General features: G+C 66.9%; 26 protein-coding genes. 15 read left to right on the forward strand and 11 right to left on the reverse strand.

Annotated elements, in window-relative coordinates:
* Entirely contained in the window at positions 1 to 1,797 is a 1,797-nt protein-coding gene (locus tag B215_RS0111605; protein WP_019369815.1) for an aminopeptidase P family protein, read from the reverse strand.
* Positions 1,798 to 1,910: 113 nt separating this feature from the next.
* The gene (locus B215_RS0111610; RefSeq protein ID WP_019369816.1) at positions 1,911 to 2,237 is read right to left on the reverse strand and encodes a hypothetical protein; all 327 of its coding nucleotides are present in this window, start codon (positions 2,235 to 2,237) and stop codon (positions 1,911 to 1,913) included.
* Positions 2,238 to 2,330: 93 nt separating this feature from the next.
* On the opposite strand from B215_RS0111610, the gene B215_RS0111615 reads away from it, so the two are divergent.
* Positions 2,331 to 3,065, forward strand: a complete 735-nt coding sequence (locus B215_RS0111615; protein WP_019369817.1) for an energy transducer TonB — start codon at positions 2,331 to 2,333, stop codon at positions 3,063 to 3,065.
* A gap of 173 nt (positions 3,066 to 3,238) precedes the next feature.
* Here the strand turns inward: B215_RS0111615 and B215_RS0111620 are convergent, their stop codons facing one another.
* The gene (locus B215_RS0111620; protein WP_019369818.1) at positions 3,239 to 3,532 is read right to left on the reverse strand and encodes a 4a-hydroxytetrahydrobiopterin dehydratase; all 294 of its coding nucleotides are present in this window, start codon (positions 3,530 to 3,532) and stop codon (positions 3,239 to 3,241) included.
* 47 nt (positions 3,533 to 3,579) lie between these two features.
* Here B215_RS0111620 and B215_RS0111625 point away from each other — a divergent pair, with 47 nt between their 5' ends.
* From B215_RS0111625 to B215_RS0111635, 3 genes are read left to right on the forward strand one after another with little or no spacing between them, the layout of a single operon-like run.
* On the forward strand, positions 3,580 to 3,984 hold the full coding sequence (locus B215_RS0111625; RefSeq protein ID WP_019369819.1) for a metallopeptidase family protein: 405 nt from the start codon (positions 3,580 to 3,582) through the stop codon (positions 3,982 to 3,984).
* Positions 3,981 to 4,550 (forward strand): heme ABC exporter ATP-binding protein CcmA, encoded by a 570-nt coding sequence (gene ccmA, locus B215_RS0111630; protein ID WP_019369820.1) that lies wholly within the window; start codon positions 3,981 to 3,983, stop codon positions 4,548 to 4,550. The genes B215_RS0111625 and ccmA overlap by 4 nt, the downstream gene beginning before the upstream one ends.
* Positions 4,547 to 5,182 carry a heme exporter protein CcmB gene (locus B215_RS0111635; protein WP_019369821.1) on the forward strand — a complete coding sequence of 212 codons (636 nt, stop codon included), beginning with the start codon at positions 4,547 to 4,549 and terminating at the stop codon, positions 5,180 to 5,182. Before ccmA ends, B215_RS0111635 begins: the two co-directional genes overlap by 4 nt.
* Positions 5,183 to 5,228: 46 nt before the next feature.
* Here the strand turns inward: B215_RS0111635 and pyk are convergent, their stop codons facing one another.
* Positions 5,229 to 6,698 carry a pyruvate kinase gene (gene pyk, locus B215_RS0111640; RefSeq protein ID WP_026009188.1) on the reverse strand — a complete coding sequence of 490 codons (1,470 nt, stop codon included), beginning with the start codon at positions 6,696 to 6,698 and terminating at the stop codon, positions 5,229 to 5,231.
* Between the two features lie 72 nt (positions 6,699 to 6,770).
* Between pyk and B215_RS0111645 the strand changes: the two genes are divergently transcribed.
* From B215_RS0111645 to ruvC, 6 genes are all read left to right on the forward strand, one after another.
* Positions 6,771 to 7,145 carry a DUF1244 domain-containing protein gene (locus B215_RS0111645; RefSeq protein WP_019369823.1) on the forward strand — a complete coding sequence of 125 codons (375 nt, stop codon included), beginning with the start codon at positions 6,771 to 6,773 and terminating at the stop codon, positions 7,143 to 7,145.
* A gap of 29 nt (positions 7,146 to 7,174) precedes the next feature.
* Complete coding sequence (locus tag B215_RS0111650; protein ID WP_019369824.1) at positions 7,175 to 8,500, forward strand: metal-dependent hydrolase family protein; 1,326 nt, start codon at positions 7,175 to 7,177, stop codon at positions 8,498 to 8,500.
* Positions 8,501 to 8,895: 395 nt separating this feature from the next.
* A complete protein-coding gene (locus B215_RS0111655) occupies positions 8,896 to 9,132 on the forward strand; it encodes a DUF2312 domain-containing protein (RefSeq protein ID WP_010543233.1) in 237 nt (78 codons plus the stop codon).
* Between the two features lie 84 nt (positions 9,133 to 9,216).
* Complete coding sequence (locus tag B215_RS0111660; RefSeq protein WP_019369825.1) at positions 9,217 to 9,960, forward strand: YebC/PmpR family DNA-binding transcriptional regulator; 744 nt, start codon at positions 9,217 to 9,219, stop codon at positions 9,958 to 9,960.
* 104 nt (positions 9,961 to 10,064) lie between these two features.
* Complete coding sequence (locus B215_RS20885; RefSeq protein WP_236704416.1) at positions 10,065 to 10,466, forward strand: endonuclease domain-containing protein; 402 nt, start codon at positions 10,065 to 10,067, stop codon at positions 10,464 to 10,466.
* A complete protein-coding gene (ruvC, locus tag B215_RS0111670) occupies positions 10,463 to 10,951 on the forward strand; it encodes a crossover junction endodeoxyribonuclease RuvC (RefSeq protein WP_019369827.1) in 489 nt (162 codons plus the stop codon). Before B215_RS20885 ends, ruvC begins: the two co-directional genes overlap by 4 nt.
* 197 nt (positions 10,952 to 11,148) lie before the next feature.
* On the opposite strand, the gene sdhA is transcribed toward ruvC, so the two are convergent.
* The 3 genes from sdhA to sdhC are packed head-to-tail and all read right to left on the reverse strand — an operon-like array spanning position 11,149 to position 13,758.
* Positions 11,149 to 12,951, reverse strand: a complete 1,803-nt coding sequence (sdhA, locus tag B215_RS0111675; RefSeq protein ID WP_019369828.1) for a succinate dehydrogenase flavoprotein subunit — start codon at positions 12,949 to 12,951, stop codon at positions 11,149 to 11,151.
* Positions 12,951 to 13,343 (reverse strand): succinate dehydrogenase, hydrophobic membrane anchor protein, encoded by a 393-nt coding sequence (gene sdhD / locus B215_RS0111680; RefSeq protein WP_019369829.1) that lies wholly within the window; start codon positions 13,341 to 13,343, stop codon positions 12,951 to 12,953. The genes sdhA and sdhD overlap by 1 nt, the downstream gene beginning before the upstream one ends.
* Complete coding sequence (gene sdhC / locus B215_RS0111685) at positions 13,336 to 13,758, reverse strand: succinate dehydrogenase, cytochrome b556 subunit (RefSeq protein WP_019369830.1); 423 nt, start codon at positions 13,756 to 13,758, stop codon at positions 13,336 to 13,338. Before sdhC ends, sdhD begins: the two co-directional genes overlap by 8 nt.
* A gap of 255 nt (positions 13,759 to 14,013) precedes the next feature.
* Between sdhC and B215_RS0111690 the strand changes: the two genes are divergently transcribed.
* Both B215_RS0111690 and B215_RS0111695 read left to right on the forward strand, forming a co-directional pair.
* Positions 14,014 to 15,339: a methyl-accepting chemotaxis protein gene (locus tag B215_RS0111690; RefSeq protein WP_019369831.1), complete on the forward strand. Its 1,326-nt coding sequence runs from the start codon at positions 14,014 to 14,016 to the stop codon at positions 15,337 to 15,339.
* Between the two features lie 11 nt (positions 15,340 to 15,350).
* Complete coding sequence (locus tag B215_RS0111695) at positions 15,351 to 16,712, forward strand: methyl-accepting chemotaxis protein (RefSeq protein ID WP_019369832.1); 1,362 nt, start codon at positions 15,351 to 15,353, stop codon at positions 16,710 to 16,712.
* 18 nt (positions 16,713 to 16,730) lie between these two features.
* On the opposite strand, the gene B215_RS0111700 is transcribed toward B215_RS0111695, so the two are convergent.
* Positions 16,731 to 17,474, reverse strand: a complete 744-nt coding sequence (locus B215_RS0111700) for a dienelactone hydrolase family protein (RefSeq protein WP_019369833.1) — start codon at positions 17,472 to 17,474, stop codon at positions 16,731 to 16,733.
* Positions 17,475 to 18,055: 581 nt separating this feature from the next.
* Here B215_RS0111700 and B215_RS0111705 point away from each other — a divergent pair.
* Both B215_RS0111705 and B215_RS0111710 read left to right on the forward strand, forming a co-directional pair.
* Positions 18,056 to 18,760 carry an SDR family NAD(P)-dependent oxidoreductase gene (locus B215_RS0111705; protein ID WP_019369834.1) on the forward strand — a complete coding sequence of 235 codons (705 nt, stop codon included), beginning with the start codon at positions 18,056 to 18,058 and terminating at the stop codon, positions 18,758 to 18,760.
* A complete protein-coding gene (locus B215_RS0111710) occupies positions 18,750 to 19,691 on the forward strand; it encodes a 50S ribosomal protein L11 methyltransferase (RefSeq protein ID WP_019369835.1) in 942 nt (313 codons plus the stop codon). The genes B215_RS0111705 and B215_RS0111710 overlap by 11 nt, the downstream gene beginning before the upstream one ends.
* Before the next feature lie 9 nt (positions 19,692 to 19,700).
* Here B215_RS0111710 and phhA read toward each other — a convergent pair whose 3' ends face one another.
* Positions 19,701 to 20,567, reverse strand: a complete 867-nt coding sequence (phhA, locus tag B215_RS0111715; protein ID WP_019369836.1) for a phenylalanine 4-monooxygenase — start codon at positions 20,565 to 20,567, stop codon at positions 19,701 to 19,703.
* 219 nt (positions 20,568 to 20,786) lie between these two features.
* On the opposite strand from phhA, the gene B215_RS0111720 reads away from it, so the two are divergent.
* Complete coding sequence (locus B215_RS0111720; RefSeq protein ID WP_037513664.1) at positions 20,787 to 21,059, forward strand: hypothetical protein; 273 nt, start codon at positions 20,787 to 20,789, stop codon at positions 21,057 to 21,059.
* A 134-nt stretch (positions 21,060 to 21,193) separates the two neighbouring features.
* On the opposite strand, the gene B215_RS0111725 is transcribed toward B215_RS0111720, so the two are convergent.
* Positions 21,194 to 21,442, reverse strand: a complete 249-nt coding sequence (locus B215_RS0111725; RefSeq protein ID WP_019369838.1) for a hypothetical protein — start codon at positions 21,440 to 21,442, stop codon at positions 21,194 to 21,196.
* Between the two features lie 11 nt (positions 21,443 to 21,453).
* The gene (locus B215_RS0111730; protein ID WP_019369839.1) at positions 21,454 to 22,500 is read right to left on the reverse strand and encodes a glycerophosphodiester phosphodiesterase; all 1,047 of its coding nucleotides are present in this window, start codon (positions 22,498 to 22,500) and stop codon (positions 21,454 to 21,456) included.
* Positions 22,501 to 22,546: the final 46 nt, after the last annotated feature.

The raw sequence follows: 22,546 nt of genomic DNA on the forward strand, positions 1-22,546 counted from the left end.
TCACCCGATCGGCGCGCACTTGGCTTCGAGCCAGGCGCGCTCCTCGCCCTCCAGCTGCGGGCCGACGATCGCCAGCACCTGGGCGTGATAGGCGTTCAGCCATGCGCGCTCCTCGGGGCTGAGCAGTTCCGGCAGGATGAGGCTGCGCTCTATCGGAGCAAAGGTGAGTGTCTCGAACGCGAGCATCGGCTTGTCGCCGCCGGGGATCGTCCGCTCGATGATGTGGACGAGGTTCTCGATGCGGATCCCGTATTCGCCCGCCTTGTAGTAGCCCGGCTCGTTCGAGAGGAACATGCCAGCGCGTAAGGGCTCCAGCGCCTGCCCGCCCGGATAGGAGGGCGGCGCGATGCGCTGCGGCCCCTCGTGCACCGAGAGATAGGCGCCGACGCCGTGGCCGGTGCCGTGGGCGAAATCGAGCCCAGCTTCCCAGAGCGGGCGGCGGGCGAAACCGTCGATCTGTGCGCCGGTGGTGCCGTCCGGGAAGATGGCGGTGGCGATGGCGATATGGCCCTTCAGCACGCGGGTGAAGCGGTCCTTCATCTCGTGGCTCGCCGCGCCCACCGGCATCACCCTGGTCACGTCGGTGGTGCCATCGCCATATTGGCCGCCCGAATCGATCAGGAACAGCTGGCCGGGTTCGATCGGAAGGCTCGATTTTTCGGTGACCTTGTAGTGCGGGATCGCGCCGTTCGGGCCGGTGGCCGAGATGGTATCGAAGGAAAGGTCCTTCAGCATACCGGTCGCCTCGCGGAAGTCGCGCAGCTTTTCGGCCACTGACAGTTCGGTGAGCCCGCCTTGCGGCGCGGTTTCCTCGAACCACTTCAGGAAGCGGCTGAGCGCGGCGCCGTCGCGGGCCTGCGCCGCCTTGTGGCCCGCCACTTCCGCGGAATTCTTGATCGCCTTGGCGAGGATCACCGGATCGCGCTGCGCGACGACGGTGGCGCCGCCGGCCTCCAGCGCATCGAAGATCGCCGCCACGGCGCTGCCCGGATCGGCGACGACTCGCTTGCCGGCGAGCCCGCCCAGCGCGGGGGCGAAGGCGGCGCGATCGTGGATGCGCACCGCGTTGCCGAGATGCTGGCGCACCGCATCGGTGACCTTGTCCGGCGCGACAAAGAGGTCGGCGGTGCCGTCGGCGTGCACCAGTGTGTAGGCGAGCGCGACCGGCGTGTGGGCAACGTCGCCGCCGCGAACGTTGAAGGTCCATGCGATCGAATCGAGCGCGGCGATCACCACGGCATCGGCCTTGCGGGCCTGGAGCCAGTCGGCGATCTCGGCACGCTTGGCGGCGGAGGATCTGCCGGCCAGCGCCTCGTCGAGCACCGCCAATGGCGCGTCCGAAGGACGGGGCTGATCGGCCCAGACGGCATCGATGGGGTTACGGCCGACGGCAACGAGCGTCGCTCCTTTCTCGGCCAGCGCCTTGCGCGCTTCCTCAACCCAGGCTCGGGTGTGCAGCCACGGATCATAGCCAATGCGGCCGCCATCCGGCGCGTGCTCCGCCAGCCAGTCGGCGACGCTCGTCGCAGGCACGCCGACATAGTGCCAATGCTCGTGCGAAACCTGCTGGCGGACCTGCAGCGTATAGCGCCCATCGGTGAAGATCGCCGCTTCCTGTGGCAGCACCACGGCGGTGCCCGCCGAGCCTTGGAAGCCGGTGAGCCAGGCGAGGCGCTGGGCGTAGGCGCCGACATATTCGGACATGTGCTCGTCGGTGAGCGGCACGACAAAGCCGTCGAGCGCGTCGCGGGAAAGCTGTTCCCGCAGGGCGTTCAGACGATCGGCATAGCTGGACATGAATGAACTTCCTGCATCGTGTCGGCGGCGCCGGGCGCCGCGATCATGGCCGGTTTCTGGCCGATGCAGGGACGTTTGGAAAGGGGCGGGACTGCGCCCGCCCCCAAGGTAGATCAGCGACGGACGCGCACATAGGTGCAGCGGTTCTTCGCAGTGATCGACCGATCGATGGCCCGGCCGCCGAGCGCACCGGCAACACCGCCCGCGGCGGCACCCAGAAGGCCGCCGCCGACCACCGACGGACCCGCCAGGGCACCGGCGACGCCGCCCGCGATCAGGCCGGCTTCGCCCTTCGACTTGCGACACTTTTTCACATAGCGATAGTTGCGACTCGACTTCGACTTGCCTTCGTAGCGCTGCTGGGCATTCGCTGCCGTGATCGGCATGGCGACCGGCATTACCAGGGCAAAGGCGGCGAGCGCGGCGATTGTCTTACGCATATTCGGACCCCATCTTTGGTTCGTGTTCGATGCGTATCAATGTGCCATGCCGCATTTCGGTTGCATGAACCCGCAACAACGATTGGGCGGGCGGTGAGAACCGGCAGCGTCCGGCTCCGTGGTGCGGCCGCGGCGATTGCGGTCGAGGCGCTGCTCGCCGCCCTTCTGTTGGCGGGCCTAGGCGTGCAGCAGGGCACGCGCGACGGCGCGGGTGCCAGCCTGCTCAGCTTCGACGTCCCGCCACCCCCGCAGCCGCCTGCGCCCGAGCCCGCTAAACGTCGTGCGGCCCCCAAAGAGGAGGGAGCGGCGGCACCGCCCAACCGAGTCTCCCGGGCCACCGAGATCGTCGCTCCGCCGCCGCCGATTGTGCTGCAACCGCCGCCGCTGGTGACGGCACCGAAGCCCGCCACCGCGAGCGACTCTTCCTCGGGCGCCGCACCCGTGGCGGGCCCGGGGACTGGTGCGGGTGGCGAGGGCGCCGGCACAGGTAGCGGGGGCAGTGGCGATGGGCCTGGCGGCGGGGGCGGAGAGCCGCTCCGCTGGATTGGCGGGCGGATCACCGATGCCGATTATCCGCGTCGGGCACTGAATGCCGGTTTCAGCGGCACGGTGGGGCTGCGCTTCGTCGTGGGTGTGAACGGACGCGTTTCGAGCTGCACCGTCACGCGCAGCAGCGGCAATCGAGACTTGGACGAAACCACCTGCAAGCTGATCCAGAAACGCTTCCGCTACGTGCCGAGCAAGGATGCAGCCGGCCGCCCCTATTCCGATACGGTGACCGGCGAACATCGCTGGGATCTCTACGAGCGGGAAGACGCCGGGCAATAGCGGCGAAGCTTGCCCTTTGTCTCCCGCCCTCCCGCTGGGCGGATTATCGAATAGGGCCGAACGTCATCGTCATCCCCGGCTTCGCGGGAAGGACGATCATCTTGTACGCCCTGTTATCCCTTCGCCCACCACGCGACTCGCCACCCGCCGGGCACAGGATTGGCGGTCGTCGATTACCCCTTCGCCAGCGCGTCGATCGCCGCGGCCATCTGCAGGTCGCGCGTAGAAAGCCCGCCCGCATCATGGGTGGTCAGCAGCACGTCCACGCGGTTCCACACGTTGGACCATTCGGGATGGTGATCGGCCTTTTCCGCGATCAGCGCCACCCGGGTCATGAAGGCGAAGGCCTCGCCGAAATCGGCGAACAGGAAGCGGCGGGTGATCGCGTCGCGGGCGGGATCATAGGTCCAGGCCGGCAGGGCGGCGAGCGATTCCTCGCGAAGTCCGTCGGTCAATCGCGCTACCATAGATGCCTCCTTGCTCCCGCTCCGCGCATCCGCCTATGCCTTGGAGCATGCCGGAGCAAGCACCAACCCTCGCCCCCGATGCGGCGCTGATCGAGCGGCTCGCCCGCGCCGCGCTGGCGCGCATCCCGGAGCCATTCCAGTCGCACTTGGCGGACGTGGTGCTGCTGGTGGAGGAGTTCGCCGACGAAGATACGCTCGATGCGCTCGACATCGACGACCCTTTCGCGCTGAGCGGCCTCTATCACGGCCGGCCGATCGGCGAGAAATCGGCATTCGACTCGGGCGCATTGCCCGATCGTATCCACCTCTATCGCCGCCCGATCCTCGACGAGTGGGTCGAAACCGGCGAATCGCTCGAGCGGCTGGTCCACCATGTCGTGATCCACGAAGTCGGACATCATTTCGGCCTTTCCGACGAAGACATGCACGCGCTGGAAGACGCCGACGATTGAGCAGCAGCCTGGCCTTTGAGAACGTCACCTGCCTGCGCGGCGGGCGGATCCTCTTCGAAGGGCTCGGCTTTGTGCTGGCTGCCGGGGAGGCTGGGCTGGTGCAGGGGCCGAACGGCGTCGGCAAATCGAGCCTGATCCGCATCGCCGCGGGCCTATTGGCCCCGCTGGGCGGCCGCGTGAGGGGGGACGGCGCCCGGGCATTGCTCAGCGAAAGCGCGGCGCTCGATGCGGAACGCAGCCTGGCCGCAGCGCTCGGCTTCTGGGCGGGGCTGGACCAGCGGACGGCCGCGGTAGGCGCGGCGCTAGATGCGGTGGGATTGGCGGACATCGCCGATGTGCCAGTGCGGCTGCTCTCCACCGGACAGCGGCGGCGGGCTGCGTTCGCGCGGGTGCTGGCCAGCGGCGCGCCGGTGTGGCTGCTCGACGAGCCCGCCAATGGCCTCGACACCGCGTCTATCGGGATGCTGGAGGCGCGGATCGCCGCGCACCGGGCGGACGGCGGCATCGTGCTGGTCGCTACGCATCAGCCGATCGGACTTCCCGGCGCGCGGGAGATACGGCTGTGATCGCGCTGGTCTGGCGCGAATTGCGGCGCGCGTGGAGCAGCGGCGGGCTGGTGCTGCCGATCGCCTTCTTCCTGCTGGTCGCGATCCTGTTCCCCTTTGCGATCGGGCCGGACGGGCGGCTGCTCGCGCGGATCGGTGGCGGCGTGATCTGGGCGGCGGCGCTGCTCGCCGCCTTGCTCCCGGTCGAGCGGCTGGTGACGCCCGATGCCGAGAGCGGCGTGCTCGATCAGTTGGTGGCGCGGGGCTATTCCGATGCCAGCATCGCGGCAGCCAAGATGCTCGGCCATTGGCTCGGCTTCGGCCCGGCGCTGCTGGCGGCGACCTGCCTTGCGGCCGCATTGTTGCACGTATCGGGCGCCGCGTTGGGCACGATCCTGCTCGGACTGGCGATCGGAACGCCGGGGCTGGCGGGGCTGGGTGTGGCGACGGCGGCGCTGGTGGCGGGGCTGCGCGGCGCAGGCGCGCTGGCCGGGCTGGTGATGCTGCCCTTCGCGGTGCCGCTGCTGATCTTCGGTGCCGGCGCCACCGGCGGCGAACCCGGCGCGATCAAGCTGCTCGCGGCGATCAGCTTGTTGCTGGTGGCGGGCTGCCCTTGGGTCGCCGGCGCGGCGATGCGGATGGGGCGGGGCTAGCCGGCTTCTCCCTCCCCCCGAAGAAAGGGGGAGGGAGAAGGGTGCCTCAGTTGCCTTCCGGCCCCTGATAGTTGGTCAGCTCGTCGCCCAGGATGGTGACGACGTGCAGCACGTTGGTGGAACCGGGCGTCTTGAACGGTACGCCGGCGCAGACGATCACTCGGTCGCCCGCCTTGGCGATGCCGTGGCGCAGCGCCATGCGCTTGGCCTTGGCGACCATTTCCTCGAACGAATCGACGTCGCGGGTGTTCACCGCATGCGTGCCCCACAACAGGCCCAGACGGCGTGCGGTGTCGCGCTCCGGGGTGAGCACCAGGATCGGCACCGAAGGCCGCTCGCGGGCGATGCGCCGGGCGGTCGAGCCCGAGCTGGTGAAGCAGATGATCGCCGCCGCCGAAACCGTGCTGGCGATGTTCTTCGCCGCTTCGGCGAGCGCGTCGGCGGTTGTCGGATCGGGCTTGGTGACGGTGAAGTGGACGCGGTCGCCATGCGCCGGATCGCGCTCCACCGCGTCGGCGATCGAGTTCATCATCGACACCGATTCGACCGGCCACTTGCCCGCCGCGCTCTCGGCCGAAAGCATGATCGCGTCGGCGCCGTCATAGACGGCGGTCGCCACGTCGGACACTTCCGCGCGCGTGGGCGAGGGGCTCTCGATCATCGATTCGAGCATCTGCGTGGCGACGATTACTGGCCGGCCCAGCCGACGGGCGGTCTCGACGATGCGCTTCTGCAATGGCGGCACCGACTGCGGCGGCAGCTCGACGCCCAGGTCGCCGCGGGCGACCATCACGCCGTCGCACTGCTCCATGATCTCGTCCAGACGCGCGATCGCGCTCGGCTTCTCGATCTTGGCGAGCAGTGCTGCCTTGCCGCCGATCAGGCGGCGGGCCTCCATCAGGTCCTCGGGACGCTGCACGAAGCTCAGCGCGATCCAGTCGGCGCCCTGCTCGACGGCGAAGCTCAGGTCGCTCCGGTCCTTGTCGGTGAGCGCGGCGAGCGGCAGCACCATGTCGGGCACGTTCAGGCCCTTGTTGTTGGAAAGCGGGCCGCCGACCTCGACGATCGTCGTCAGCCGATCGTGCGCCACGTCGGTCACGCGCAGCACCAGCTTGCCATCGTCGAGCAGCAGGCGCGCATCGGGGTGCGCCGCTTCAAAGATTTCCCGGTGCGGCAGCTCGACGCGGGTGGCGTCGCCCGGGGCGGGATTGCGATCGAGCGTGAATTCATGCCCAGTGACAAGCATCACCTTGCCCTCGGCGAACTTGCCGACGCGCAGCTTCGGGCCTTGGAGATCGGCCAGAATCGTCGTCGGGCGGCCGGTGGTCTTCTCCATCGCGCGGATGGCTTCGAACAGCGGGATCTTCGAGGCCTGATCGCCATGGCTCATGTTGATGCGAAACGCATCGGCGCCGGCGCGGAACAGGCGCTCGATCATTTCGGGGGAGGCGCTGGCCGGTCCCAAGGTTGCCAGAACGCGCACCTTGCGCGAGCGGGGGGAGATCGCCTGTGTCATCGTTGTCTTCCTCGGCTTGTGCGTGCCCGCCTCTAGCCCCAAATGCGTTAACATCAACTCCGGAGGTGCCGAATGGATGAACTTGATCGCCTGGACGACGCAACAGCGGCCCAAGCGTTCCGCCGGCTGGTGCGCCATCTGCGGCACCGGCATGACGCCCAGAACATTGATCTGATGGGGCTTTCGGGCTTTTGCCGGAACTGCCTGGGCGACTGGATCCACGAAGCGGACCCCGGCATCGCCAAGGCCGATGCGCGTCGAATCGTCTACGGCATGGAGCAGTCCGACTGGAAGGCGAAGTACCAGAGCGAGGCCACGCCCGAGCAGCTGGCGCGCATGGAAGAAAGCCTGAAGAAGAACGAAGGCCGCGAGGACGCGCTGGACGAGGCGCTTGACGAGAGCTTCCCGGCCAGTGATCCTCCCAGCATGACTGACCCCCACGCCTGAGCCGGGGGCGCTTCAGGGGGATTGAGAGGATGAAGAAGCTGTTTCTGGCCGCGCTTGCGTGCACCGCGGCCTGTCCGGCACTCGCGCAGACATCCGTCGGCGTCACCTATGTCCAGGCGGGGCGGCTGCTCGATCGGCCGGGCCAGGCCCCGCGCGGAAACAGCACCCTCATCCTGCGTGACGGCAAGGTCGCCGAAGTGCGAGATGGTTTCGTCGCGCCGGAAGCCGGGGCGACCTTGATCGACCTGCGCGACAAGTTCGTGCTCCCTGGCCTGATCGACCTCCATGTCCACCTCTTCTCCGAGGGCGATCCGCTGAAGGAGCGGATGAATGCGCTCACCGAGGATGAGGCCGACGAATTCGTCATCGGCATCGAGGATGCGCGGCGCGACCTGGAGGCGGGCTTCACGACGGTTCGTGACCTGGGCAGCAACCCGCGCGCGATCCGGGCGCTGCGCGACGCGGTGGAGCGGGGCGCAGTCGCCGGGCCGCGAATCGTCAATGCCGGGCGCATGGTCTCGGTCTCCGGTGGGCATGGCGACGGCACCAACGGGCTGGCCGAGGAATATGCCGAGGCGGTGGCGCACCGGCAGATTAACACTTGCGACGGCCCCGATGATTGCCGCCGCGCGGTGCGCCAGCAGATCGGTCTTGGCGCGCAGGTGATCAAGTTCGCGGCCACCGGCGGCGTACTCTCCAACGTCGCCGGCGGCCTCGGCAAGCAGATGTCCGACGAAGAAATGAAGGCAATCGTCGATACGGCGCATGCCTTCGGCCGCCGAGTCGCGGTCCACGCCCATGCGGCGGAGGGCGTGCGCGGAGCAGTGGAGGCGGGGGCCGACACGATCGAGCATGGCAGCTTCCTCGACGACGCGACAATCGCGGCGATGAAGGCGCGCGGCACCTGGCTGGTGCCGACGATGATCGCGCCGGTCACCGCGCTCGCCAATGCCCGCGCCGGCAAGTTGCCGCCTGCCACCATCCCCAAGGCTGAAGCGGCGGCGGCGGCCGCGGCGGCTAGCCATGCCAAGGCGATCAAGGCCGGCGTCAAGGTCGCGTTCGGCACCGATACCGGCGTGTCGCGGCATGGCGAGAATGCCAGGGAATTCGCGCTGCTGGTCCGGGCGGGGCTTACGCCGGCGTCGGCGATTCGCGCGGCGACGCTGGATGCCGCCGATGCACTCGGCCGCAAGGACCAGCTCGGCTCGCTCGAGCCCGGCAAGGCGGCGGACCTGATCGCCGTTGCGGGCGATCCGCTGCAGGACGTAACCGTGCTGGAGCGCATCGACACGGTGGTCCGCGGCGGCGTGGTGCACAAGCTGGGCGGCAAGCGGCAGGTCTTCCCGCAGGACTAGAGCGTGATGGCATGGTTGCGACACGCCGTGACGGAGCCGATTTTGGCTTGTGGCTAGGAGCGAGGAGGGGCGGGGCTTTGCCCCCGTGACCGACGAGGGACGACGCCACGGGCCAAAATCGGCCCGCCGCTTCGCGGTTGCCCTGCGCCGCCCGCCGGACGTCGTCGCACCGCTTGCACGGGCCACCAGCCCGCGCTGCGCGATGCTCCTAGCCGACGAACGGCGCAGGGCAATCACGGCGTGTCGAAACCATGTCATCACGCTCTAAGGTTGAGCGGAAGCTCCGGCTGGCGTACAGGGCCCGCCTGATTCCGTATCCTTGTCGGACGATCCGGCCGGCGCGACCCTCGCGCGGCGCGTTCGTCCGATCCCATGCTTCAGGAGCTAGAACACCCATGTCCGACAATATTTCCGCCGAGCAGCTCCGCCTCCTGATCGAGCGTGTCGAGCGTCTCGAAGAGGAGAAGAAGGGCATCGCCGACGACATCAAGGACGTCTATGCCGAAGCCAAGTCGACCGGCTTCGACGTGAAGACGATGCGCACCATCGTTCGCCTGCGGAAGATGGAAAAGCATCACCGCGAAGAGGCTGAGATGCTGCTCGAAACCTACAAGCAGGCGCTGGGCATCTAAGCCCGCCTTGTTGGCGCTCGCCGGGCATCCGCGCTAAGGCGAGCGCTTCCACTTCTTCCAAACCGCAGGCAGTTCGGGTTCACCATGGCAGGCCATTCCAAATTCAAGAACATCATGCACCGCAAGGGCGCGCAGGATAAGAAGCGCTCGGCGATGTTCTCCAAGCTCAGCCGCGAAATCACCGTCGCGGCCAAGTCGGGCCTGCCCGATCCGGACATGAACCCGCGCCTGCGCGCGGCGATCAACGCCGCCAAGGCGCAGTCGATGCCCAAGGACAATATTCAGCGCGCGCTGGATAAGGCCAGCAAGGGCGAGGGCGAGAATTACGAAGAGATCCGCTACGAGGGCTTCGGCCCGGCAGGCGTCTCGCTGATCATCGAGGCGCTGACCGACAACCGCAACCGCACCGCGACCAATGTGCGCACTGCGGTGTCGAAGAACGGCGGCAACCTCGGCACGGCCGGTTCGGTGAGCCACGGCTTCGATCGCATGGGCCTGATCACCTATCCAGCGAGCGCGGGCGACGCCGAGAAGGTGTTCGAGGCCGCGTTGGAAGCGGGCGCCGAGGATGTCAGCAGCAGCGAGGACGGCCACGAGATCTGGACCGCGCAGGGGGACCTGCATGAAGTCGCCAAGGCACTGGAGCCGGTACTCGGCGAGTCCGAAGGCGCCAAGCTCGCCTGGCGGCCGCAGACCATGGTGACGGTGGGCGCGGACGATGCGGCGACGCTGTTCAAGCTGATCGATGCGCTGGACGACGACGACGACGTCCAGACGGTCTGGGGGAATTACGAAGTTCCTGACGACGTCATGGAGAAGCTGGGTTGATCTTCAACCTAAGCCCCTCCCCTTCAGGGGAGGGGTTGGGGTGGGGCATGGCCGAGTAGCCAGATGCCCCACTCGTGGTGCATCCTGCCCAGGAGGGTACGGAGATGATCACCGAAGCCGGGCTACTGGCCCGCGCTCGCGAAATGCGGCGTAATCCAACCGAGCTCGAGAAGCACTTGTGGCGGCATCTTTCCAATGCGCAGCTCGGGCATAAATTCCGCCGACAGCAGGTGGTCTTTCCATGCATCTGCGACTTCTTCTGCCCGGCCAAAGGTCTGGTGGTTGAAGTCGACGGCGACACGCATGACCCCGCATATGACGAGCGCCGGGATGCGTTTCTCCTGAGCCAAGGATTTCTTGCCCTGCATTTCTCCAATCACGACGTCTTCGACAATATGGACGGTGTTCTGGCGGCGATTGTCCAGGCACTCAAAACTCGTCCGGGTCGCTGGTCTGCCAGTCCCCACCCCAACCCCTCCCCTGAAGGGGAGGGGTTGGGCTCGTGATCATTCTCGGTCTCGATCCCGGCCTCGGCACCACTGGCTGGGGGCTTATCCGCGCTGAGGGGAACCGGATCAGCCATCTCGCGCACGGCAAGCTCGTCACCGACACCAAGGCCACTCTGCCCCGGCGTCTCGCCCATCTCGATGCGATGCTTGCCGCGCTGATCACCGATCACGCGCCCGAGGCGGCGGCGGTCGAGGAAGTGTTCGTGAATTCCAACGCCCAATCGACCCTCAAGCTCGGGCAGGCGCGCGGGGTGGTGCTGTGCGCCGCGGCGCGGGTGGGGATCGATATCGGCGAGTATAAGCCGAGCACGGTCAAGAAATCCGTCGTCGGCGTCGGCAATGCCGACAAGGAGCAGGTCCATGCGATGGTCTCGCGGCTGCTGCCGGGGGTGAAGATCGTCGGCGCCGATGCCGCCGACGCGCTCGCGGTGGCGATCTGCCATGCGCACCATCTGGCGAGTGCACGGTTCGGAGTGCGGTAGGGCCTCCGTGTTCTCAGTTGTCATCCCGGCGAAAGCCGGGATCCAGACGCCATTCGCTATCAGCAAGAGCGGCAACGTGGGCCCCATTGGATCCCGCCTTACGTCGGGATGACGGCTGGAGCGAAGTGTGTCCACCGCGCAAACAAAAAGGCCGGAGCGTCGCCGCCCCGGCCTCCTTGAACCCATCCGCAATCGGATCAGTACACCCGCTTCTTCGGCTTGATATAGTCGATTTCGTCGGTCAGCGTGTATTCGTGAACCGGGCGGTAGTCGATGTCGGTCTTGCCGCCCTTGCCGCCCCAACCGTCGAATGTCGCGATGGTGTGCTTCATCCAGGTCGCGTCATCACGCTCGGGGAAGTCCTCGTGCATGTGGGCGCCGCGGCTTTCCTTGCGGTTGATCGCGCTGCGGATCGTCACCATCGCCTGGCCGAGCAGGTTGTCCAGCTCGAGCGTCTCGACGAGGTCGGTGTTCCAGATCAGCGAGCGATCGCTGACATGGACGTCCTGGAAGCCGGCATAGACCTGCTCCATATGCGCGACGCCCTCGGCCATCAGCTCCTCGGTGCGGAACACGGCGCAGTGGCGCTGCATCGTCTTCTGCATGTCGGCGCGGATCTGCGAGGTGCGGGTGCCGCCATTCGCGTTGCGGAAATGGTCGAGCCGGCCCAGCGCCATTTCTTCCGAGCCCTTTGGCAGCGGGTGATGCGCGGTGTTCGGCTTGATGATGTCGACGATCCGCTTGCCGGTCGCGCGGCCGAACACGACAAGGTCGATCAGCGAATTGGAGCCGAGGCGGTTGGCGCCGTGCACCGAAACGCAGGCCGCTTCGCCGACAGCAAACAGGCCGGGGACCACCGCATCCGGATTGCCGTCCTTCAGATGGACGACTTCGCCGTGATAGTTGGTCGGGATGCCGCCCATATTATAGTGGACGGTCGGGACCACCGGCAGCGGCTGGCGGGTGAGGTCGACGCCGGCGAAGACCTTGCCGGTCTCGGTGATGCCGGGCAGGCGCTCTGCCAGGATCTTCGGGTCGATATGGTTCAGGTGAAGGAAGATATGGTCCTTCTCCTTGCCCACGCCGCGGCCCTCGCGGATCTCCATCGCCATCGAGCGCGACACGACGTCGCGGCTGGCGAGATCCTTGGCGGACGGCGCATAGCGCTCCATGAAGCGCTCACCCTCGGAGTTGGTGAGATAGCCGCCTTCGCCGCGCGCACCCTCGGTGATCAGCACGCCCGCGCCGTAGATGCCGGTCGGATGGAACTGGACGAACTCCATGTCCTGCAGCGGCAGGCCGGCGCGGAGAACCATCGCGTTGCCGTCGCCGGTGCAGGTGTGCGCCGAGGTGGCCGACTGGTAGACGCGGCCATAGCCGCCGGTCGCCAGCACCACCGCATGGCTGCGGAAGCGGTGGATCGAGCCGTCGTCCATGCACAGCGCGATCACGCCGCGGCACTCGCCATTCTCCATGATCAGGTCGAGCGCGAAATATTCTATGAAGAAGTCCGCGTCGTACTTCAGGCTCTGCTGGTACAGCGTGTGCAGCATCGCATGGCCGGTACGATCCGCCGCGGCGCAGGTGCGCTGCGCGGGCGGGCCTTCGCCCATGTTCTGCATCATGCCGCCGAACGGGCGCTGGTAGATCTTGCCTTCGTCGGTGCGGCTGAACGGCATGCCGGCATGTTCGAGCTCGTACACCGCGGCCGGAGCCTCGCGCGTCAGATACTCGATCGCGTCCTGGTCGCCGAGCCAGTCGGAGCCCTTGACGGTGTCGTACATGTGCCAGGTCCAGTGGTCCGGACCCATATTGCCCAGGCTGGCCGCGATGCCGCCCTGCGCCGCGACGGTGTGGCTGCGGGTGGGGAACACCTTGGTGATGCAGGCGGTTTTCAGGCCGGCCTGCGCCACTTCCATCGTCGCGCGGAGGCCCGAGCCGCCCGCGCCGACAACGACGGCGTCATAGATATGGTCGATGATCTTGTAGGCGGCGGGCATCAGGCAGCCACTCCGGTGGAGGTGAAGGCAATCTTCAGGATGGCGAAGATCGCGAGCACGCGAACGGTGATCGTGAAATATTCGAGCAGGACGATCAGCACGAAGCGCGTCTCGTTGTGCTGATAGTCCTCGATCACGACCTGCAGGCCGTGACGGAAGTGGAAGGTGACGCTGAGCACCAGGAGGATCAGCGGCACGGCGACCAGCGGCTGTGCGATCCAGCCGGCGACGGTCGCGTAATCATAGGCCGGCAGCAGGGCGATCGAGACGATCAGCCATAGCACCAGCAGCAGGTTCGATCCGGCGGAAACCTTGTGCTTCCACCATTCGCTCGCGCCTTCATGCGCAGAGCCGAGGCCGCGGACGCGACCGAGCCGGGTTCCGTTACCCATGGGCCTTCTCCAGAAGCACGACCCAGAAGATCGCAGTGGCGACGATGCTGAACGCGAAGGTGCTGAGCGCGCTGCGCTTGTTGGCGCGCAGCTCGAAATTCGCGCCGGCGTCGAGGAACAGGTGTCGGGTGCCCGAGGCCATGTGCTGGAGGAAGGACAGGCTCAGGCCGATCCCTACCACATAGCCCAGGATGTTTAGCTGGCCATTCTGCAGCGTGAACACGTTCTGGAACGTCGCATAGGCATCTGGGCCATAGGCCAGCGCGACCAGCCACCAGACGAACAGGCCGGTGCCCACGGTCGCCATGCCGGAGCCGGTGGCGCGGTGGAGGATCGAGACCGCCATATGCGGTCCCCATTTGTAGATGCCGAGATGCGGCGACAGCGGTCGTGCCGTGTTGCGGACGTTGGCCAACGATAAATCCTTTCGGTCGACGCGGGCTTCCTTAATCCCGCAGGACGAGGATGCAAGACGGATTGCCCTTAGGTTCAGCCGGGCGGTGGACGCAAGATATTGTCGTGCGGCGATAGCAGCTGCGCTCCTAACCGCCCCTTAACCACTGAACCGGCATAGCTTCGGGCTAACGCGGCCGAAGCCCGGCCGCCGACCGGGGATGAGAATTAGGTGAGCGATTCGATATCCACCCATCCGTTTGCCGCGGCGGGCACGATGAGCGCGCGGATCGAAATGGCGGCGCGGTTGCACGTGTTCGATTTTGACGGGTCGTTGCTTCAATCGAGTCGCGTCTGCTGGGAAGTGCTGGAGCCGGAGATCGAGGCGGTGTCCGCTGCCTATTGGCACCAATGGGTGCGCTGCTTCCCCGAGGAGCGCGACTGGGCGCCAGCGGATGCCGCGAAGATGATCGATGTCGGCGTGGTGTTCCTGCGCAACCGCTTCCTCGACACCCAAGGCAAGACCTGGATCGAATCGATCGAGCGATCGGTCGCCGCCGCTTATGAGGCGGGCGTGCAGCCGATGGCGCTGCTGTCGATGATCAGCGCGAGCGATCGGGCTGCGTTGGAAGTGCTGCTCCGCCGGGTCGGCGGCACCGATCCGCGCCTGCCGTCGCTGCTCGACACGCTGATGCGCCTGTCTGCGCTGGAGGCGGATATCACCGTCGAGATCTACAACATGTTCCGCGAGCACAGCGCTCAGGTCGCGCGCGACCGGCTGGCGAGCGAGTTCCGCGATTCGATCGGCGCGACGGTCGAGCGTGCCACCCGCGAGGGCGACGAGTTGCGCGGCCAGGCGGCGCACACCTCGGCGTCGGCACGCGGCATGCTCGGCAAGGCCAGCGAAGTCGCCGCCGCCGCCGAGCAGTCGGCGGTGGCGATGCGCGAGGCGGCGATGACCGCGGCCGGGCTGATCCGTGCGATCGAGGATGCGCGCACCGAAGTCGAAGCCGCCGCCGCGATCGCCACGCGCGCGTCGTGCCAGGCGAGCGAAGCGGTGGGGATGAGCGAGATGCTGTCCGATCACGCCAAGTCGATCGAATCGATCCTGGGCCTCATTCGCGACATTGCCGGGCAGACCAACCTGCTCGCGCTCAACGCGACCATTGAGGCCGCCCGCGCCGGCGATGCCGGCCGCGGCTTCGCCGTCGTCGCGCAGGAAGTGAAGAGCCTCGCCAACCAGACTGCCCGCGCCACCGACGATATCGCCGCCAAGATCGCCGCCATTCAGTCGGCGACGCGCTCGACGGTGGATACCAGCGCCTCGATCCGCACCACGGTGTCGGAAGTGCAGGAAAGCGCCAACCGCATTCGCAGCGCGATGGAGGTGCAGGCGCAGACGGTCACGGCGATCACCGCCGCGGTCGACGAAACCGCGCTCGCGGCCGATTCGATGTCCGCCACGATCAGCGCGATTCGCGAGGATACCGAAGCCGTCGCGTCCGAAATCGACCGGGTCGGTCAGGGATTTGCGGCGCTCGACGCCCAGCTCGGCGCGCTGAAGGGCCGCGCTGGCGATTTCGTTGCCAAGGTCGCGGCTTGAGGGGACAGTCCATGTTGGCCATGCTGGAATTCGAAGCGCGCAGCGGTCCGCGATCGCCCGAGGAATGGCTCGCCGATTATGACTGGGACGGTACGATGCGCGCCGCCTGTGCCGACATCGCTGTCCTGCTCGCCGACGGGGATGCGCACCAGGAGATCGCCCGCGGCTGCCAGGTCCGGCTGCGGACGACCCCGCTGGGCGCCCGGCTGCTCGACGCCTTTGGGCAGGAGGCGCATGCCGAAGGCGCTGCGACTTATAGCCGCGTCAAGTTCGAGCAGGCGTTCGGCGACGCCTGGTCGCGAATGATGTGCGACTATGCGGCGGAAACCAATCGGCTCGGCGTGCCCTTGTCGATCGTGATTGCCCAGTTCGCCCATGGTCATTCGCTCACCATCGAGGTGCTGCGCCGGAAGCTGGAAACGGAGCCGGAGCGCCTGGCACGCCTGTGCGATGCGATACAGCGCCTCGCCATGGCCGAGGTGGACCTGATGGCGACGCATCTCGACGCCCTCCACGCCGAAGCCTTGCACGACGAACGGCGGGTGCGATCGGATCAGTTCCGCGCCAGCATCGCCGAATCGATCGAAGGCGCGACGATGCTCGGGAACCGCATTCGCGTACAGGCGCAGGGCGCGTCGGGTGCGGCGCGCGGCATGCTCGGCAAGACGAGCGAAGTCGCCGCAGCCGCCGAGCAGTCGGCCGTGGCGATGCGCGAAGCGGCCATGACCGCGGCCGGCCTCATCCGCGCGATCGAGGATGCACGCACCGAAGTCGAAGCCGCAGCCGCGATCGCCACGCGCGCGTCGGGTCAGGCGAGCGACGCGGTGGGGATGAGCGAGACGCTGTCCGATCACGCCAAGTCTATCGAATCGATCCTCGGCCTCATCCGCGACATCGCGGGGCAGACCAACCTGCTCGCGCTTAACGCCACCATTGAGGCCGCGCGTGCCGGCGATGCCGGCCGCGGCTTCGCTGTCGTCGCGCAGGAAGTGAAGAGCCTCGCGAACCAGACTGCCCGCGCCACCGACGATATCGCCGCCAAGATCGCAGCGATCCAGTCCGCCACCCGATCGACCGTGGACACCAACGCCTCGATCCGCACCACCGTCGCCGAAGTGCAGGAAAGCGCCGATCGAATCCGCCGTGCCATGGAAGTCCAGGCACAGACCGTCACCGCGATCACCGCCGCGGTCGACGAAACCGCGCTGGCAGCGGATTCAATGTCGGCGACGATCGGCGCGATCCGCGAGGATACCAAGAACGTCACCGACGATATCGATCGGCTGCAGCACGACGTTACCGAGGTCGACGATCGTCTGAATCAGCTCCGCGCTGCGGCGGATAGCTTCTCGGCGGCGGCGGAGGCAGCATGACCGCCTCCGCCCAGGGGATCAGGCCAAGGCGCGGCGATAAAAGGCGAGGGTGATCGCCATCGACTGAAGGAACAGCGCCGGATCGTAGCGCGGCCCCTCGTCGCGCAGGAAGGCGTGCTGCGCGTTCAGCTCGTGCCATTCATAGGCGATGCCATGCGCCTCCAGCCCCGCGCGGATCGCCTCCCGCCCGGCAAAGGGGATGTGCGGATCCTGCCGGCCCCAGACGAACAGCATTTCGGCCTTGAGATCGGCCATGCGGGCGAGGCTGTCATCGGCCTTGCCTTCGCCCAGCGTACCCGAATGGATGTCGGTAGGATAGAAGCACGCCGCCGCCGACACGCGCGGGTCGAGCGCGGCGCGGTAGGCGAGGTGCCCGCCCAGGCACACCCCGAAACTGCCCAGCCTGCCGTTGCACGCCGGATGCGCGGCGAGCGCGGTGAGCGTGGCGGCGGCATCGGCGTCGAACGCGGCGACGGGCTTGGTGAACTTCAGCGCATTGCCGCGATCGGTGCCGGCCGGGTCATAGGCAAGCACGGTGCCGGCGGGCTCATATTCGTGATAGACCTCGGGCACGGCGACGACATGGCCATTCCCCGCCAGCATCGCCGCCAGCCGCCGGATGGGTGCTGTGACCTGGTAGATCTCGGAATAGAGGACGATGCCGGGGAAGGTGCCTTCCACCGCCGGGCGGAACCAGTGAATCCGCATCGCGCCGCTGCCGGGGACGGGGACGTCCGTGGTTTCGTCGCTGCGCAGGATCATCGCGGGCTCCCTGGGGTGCCGGAGGAGGGGCACCGATCGGCGCTGCCGTAGCGTGTGTGGTGGCCGAGGGGAAAGGGCTGGCCGGCGAATTCTGGTGGTTAGCGGTCATTCGGCCTTTTCTGGCGTAGCACTCTTAAGCAGTGGAGTTTCGCCGCTCAGGTCCGCCCAACCGGAGTATTTGTGCCACTTATTCTGCTCTCGCCGTTGCCATGAGCAGGACATCTGGGTGTCTACCATTCCGACACAGCCAATAGCTGCGACGTTACGCCTTTCAACACTGCGGCCTTCGAATTTGGATACTGCCGCAGCCCAAACGTCGGGACCCATCCACACCCGCAGAAGCTCATCGTCTTGACCGATTGCGGACGCCCAGAGGAACAATACGGCCAACATATCCGATCCTTTGTCGATAATCTGTGATTATACTCGCCCGCGCATTATGAGCGCAATATCGGACAGCTGTGGAGTATGGGCGCAAGCCCAACGTCCTCTATTGGGGCGAGAGCCGCCGGTCCATGACGGCATTTTAACGCCGCTGCTCCATGGTGACGCGCCCCCGCGCCCGCGCTAGGGCTGCGCCCATGACTACCCATATCCTCCTCACCGGCAGCAGCCGGGGCATCGGTGCGGCGACGGCGGCGCTGCTTGGGCAGGACGCGCGCGTGACGCTCGTCGGCCAGGGCACGCGCAGCGGCATTCCCGCCGACTTCACCGATCCCGCCGCCCCGCAGGCGCTCTGGCAGAAGGCGCTCGACGCGCTCGACGGCCGGATCGACGTGCTGATCAACAATGCCGGCATCTTCGAGGCCAATCCGCTCGATGCCGATCACGACGATTGGGTCGGGGGCTGGGAGCGCACGATGCGCGTCAACCTTACCGCCTCGGCCGAATTGTGCCGGCTCGCGGTGCGCCACTGGCAGGCGCGGGGCAGCGGCGGCCGGATCGTCAATGTCGCCAGCCGCGCCGCCTATCGCGGCGACAGCCCGGCGCACTGGCATTATGCCGCCTCCAAGGCGGGCATGGTCGGCATGACCAAGTCGATCGCGCGCGGCTATGCGGGCGAGGGCATCCTTGCCTTCGCGATCTGCCCCGGCTTCACCATGACCGGCATGGCCGAGGACTATCTGGCGAGCCGCGGCGGCGACAAGCTGCTGGCCGACATCCCGCTCGGCCGCGTGGCGAGTCCGGAGGAGATCGCCGCCATCGCCAGATTCTGCGCGCTCGATGCGCCCCCCTCGATGACCGGTGCGGTCCTCGACGCCAATGGAGCCAGCTATGTCCGCTGAGATCGATAGCTGGAAGGTCAGTCTGCCCTGCACCCGCGCCGAGGCCGAGGCGATCGACGCGGGCACGATCGAGATCGACGCGGTGCTGATGACCACCGAGACGGTGGAGGACGATGTCGAGCATTGGCGGCTCGACGCCTATCTGGAGCAGGAGCCCGATGCGGCAATGCTCGCGGCGCTCAAGGCGCTGGTGCCGAGCGCGGGCGATGTCGAGCCCGAGGTCGAGGCGCTGACCGCGCAGGACTGGGTGACGCTGAGCCAGGAAGGGCTGGAGCCGATCCGCGAGGGCAGGTTCGTCGTGCATACCAGCGCGCATCCGCTTGCGGCGCCGGCGGGAGGGCGCGCCTTTCTGATCGACGCCGGACGGGCGTTCGGCACCGGCCATCATGCGACCACCTCGGGTTGTCTGGCGATGCTCGACGGGCTGGCGGCGAAGCGCTTCGCCAACATCATCGATATCGGCACGGGCACCGGCCTGCTGGCCTTTGCCGGCGCGCATCTCTGGCCCGATGCGGCGGTCATGGCGACCGACATTGATCCCGCCGCCGTCGAGGTGACGCGCGAGAATGCGGCCGCCAACGGCATTGCCGGCGTGGCGCTAGTGGTGGCGGACGGCGCCTTGTCCGACGCGATCACGGCGCGCGCACCATATGATCTGGTGATTGCCAACATTCTTGCCGGGCCGCTGGTATCGATGGCGCCCGAACTGGCAGCGATCGCGGCGCCGAACGCCACGATCGTGCTTGCCGGCCTGTTGGAGACGCAGCGCAGACAGGTGGTGGCGGCGTTCGAGGCGTGCGGCTGCACGCTGGAGGCCATGGATCGCCGCGGGGACTGGACGATCCTGCGGCTGGTGGCGGGCGCCGTGCGCTATGTCCCCTCCGCGCCGCCCGACCCCAAGGGCCGCGACGGCTGGGCGCTGGACATCTGACCCCGTTCCTCAGGCCTTGCGGTGCGCATAGGCCTGGGTGCCGTGGGTAATCACCCGATCGCCGGGTAGGATCGCGGCGATCGGGATGTCCGGCTGGGGCAGGATCTCGGCGTAGAGCGGCGCGAAGTCGGTCTCCACCGTCTGGCGGAGCAGGTCCTCAAAGCTCGGGATGACGAAATAGTTCTGCTGGAAATCGTCGATGCGATAGTCGGTCCGCATCACGCGCTTCATGTCGAATCCGATGCGATTGGGGCTGTCGCTGTCGAGCGCGAACATGCTTTCCGCCGAGCTGGAAACGATGCCGGAGCCGTAGATGCGCAGCCCGTCGGCCTCCTCGACCAGGCCGAATTCCACCGTGTACCAGTAGAGCCGCCCGAGCTGCTTGAGCGCTCCCAGCTCCAGCGCGCGCATGCCCCCGCGGCCATAGGCTTCCAGATAATCGGCGAACACCGGATCCGCGAGCATGGGGACATGACCGAAGACATCATGAAAGACGTCCGGCTCGCGAATATAATCCAGCTGCTCAGGCGGGCGGATGAAATTGCCGGCGACGAACCGGCGGTTTGCCATGTGATCGAAGAAGACGTCGTCCGGCACCAGCCCGGGGACAGCGACGACGCGCCAGCCGGTCAGGCGCATCAGCCGATCCGACAGCTCTTCGAAATCTGGGATGCCGGAATCTGACAGCCGCAGCGCCTCCAGACCTTTCAAATACGCCGAGGAGGCACGCCCGGGCAGCAGCTTTGCCTGGCGGGCGAACAGCGTGTCCCAGGTCGCATGTTCCTCCGCCGTATAAGAATTCCAGCCCTGCGGAATCGTCCAATCCGGTGCGGCCCCTTCGGGTGGGTGGTCCAGCACGTGTGTTTCCTTGTCCATGGCACGGGCATAGCATTGCGCTGATTGCGGTGAAATGCCGGGGAATATCTTGCTGCGCCGGAGTGCGACGGGGTCCATTCCGCACATCGCGATCGCAACGGTTCGCCGCATTTGCGCCCTTTTCGCATTACGCTTTCGGAACAAACGCCGCACTGGTCGATTGCCGACACCGAAAAAGCAGCCGCTTTTCCGAATGTACCAACGACAGGGCGATAGATGATGAAGAACAAGATGCTCGTGCTGAGCGCCGCCGCGGGTTTGATCGCGCTTTCTGCTTGCAACACCAGCCCGCGCGAGCAGGCCGCCGACAACATCGAGGCGAATGCCGAGAACGTTGCTGAGCGCTATGATGCGGCGGCGGATAACGCCACCACCGACGCTGCGGAGAGCGCGATGGAAAATCAGGCCGCAGCGGTCCGCGCCGAGGGCGACGCCAAGGCCGAAGACATGCGCAAGCACGACGCGGATACCAATCTGCACAACGGCATGTAACGCAAGGCGCGTTCGATATCAGGCTAGGCTGTTCCCACGCAGGCAGCCGGGCCTGGAGGGGTGCTCGCACGACGCGAGCGCCCCTTTTTAATGCGCGTTGCACTAGCAGCCGGGAGGATCCGGCATTGTGTCGCTTATCCCTGGCAGCGATCCGGGTGTTCGCGGCACTCCTTGTCCCGCTTGCGCCGCTCGCGCCCTTCGCGCTCTTCCTTCTCCCGCATCTTACGGCCGTAATTGCGGTCGGACTCGTCCTGGCTGGTCGTTGCCCAGTCCGCGGCCTGGGCGCCGGCCTTCACCGGCAGGGTGACGATGTTCGCGGCGGTCTTCACCACGCATCCCCCGGCGAGCAGCGGTAGCGCGAGCAGGACGGGAAGGATACGCATGATCGAAAGCCTTATCTGCCGTTGGTCATAAGGAAGTTATCCCGAGCGGCCACGCCGATGGAAGGAAAATCGGTGAAGAAGCCGTCGATCCCTGCCACCAGAAACGCGGCGATCTCGTCGGCGAGCCGACCGTGCCCGGCAGGATCGGTGCCGACGCGATAACTCGGCATCAGGAACAGGTTCTCGGCGCGGAAGGTCCAGGGGTGGAGTTTCAGCCCCGCTGCATGCGCATCGGCGACCAGGGTGGAGGCGGTGCCGTCGGGATCGAGGATCTGGCCCAGCTCGGGACCGATGCCGGTCGCATATGCTGCGATCGCCTGCAGGCCTGCCGGCGTCGCCATCTCCTTATAGCTGGCGACGGCATGGTCGGCCGGGCCCTGGCTTCCGGCCATCAGCTGGATCAGGGGCACCTTCGTCATCGTCTTGAGCTGCTTGAGGTTGTTCACCTCGAACGACTGGATGAACACCGGCGCATCCGCCCGGTCCCAGCCGGCTGCCTTCAGCGCCGCCACCAGCCGTGCCTCCAGCGGCAGGCCGATCGATGCGAAATAGCTGGGGTGCTTGGTTTCGGGATAGATGCCGATCGTGCGGTGAAGCCGCGCCGCTTCCCGCTTCGCCAGGGCGATCACTTCGTCCAGGGTCGGGATGGTCGCCTGGCCGTCATAAGAAGTATTGCCCGGGCGGATCTTGGGCAGCCGTTCCTTCGCGCGCAGCGTCTTCAGTTCGGCGAGCGTGAAATCCTCGGTGAACCAGCCGGTGATTGTCTGGCCGTCGATCGTCTTGGTGGTCTTGCGCGCGGCGAATTCGGGATGCGCCGCCACGTCCGTCGTATCGGTGATGGCGTTCTCGTGGCGGGCGACGAGCACGCCGTCCTTGGTAGGCACAAGATCAGGCTCGATGAAATCGGCGCCCTGGTCAATTGCGCGCTGATAGGCCAGCAGCGTGTGTTCGGGCCGCTCGCCGCTGGCGCCGCGATGGCCGATCACGATGATGCGAGGCACTGGCTTGTCCATCGGCATCTCCTGCCCGAATGCGAAGGCGGGCGCCATCAGTGCCATCGCCAATAGCAGCAGTCTCGTCACGAAACTCTCCTTCGGCTAGGCG

It is taken from the genome of Sphingomonas sp. ATCC 31555 (assembly GCF_000282895.1).
Classification (GTDB): Bacteria; Pseudomonadota; Alphaproteobacteria; order Sphingomonadales; family Sphingomonadaceae; genus Sphingomonas.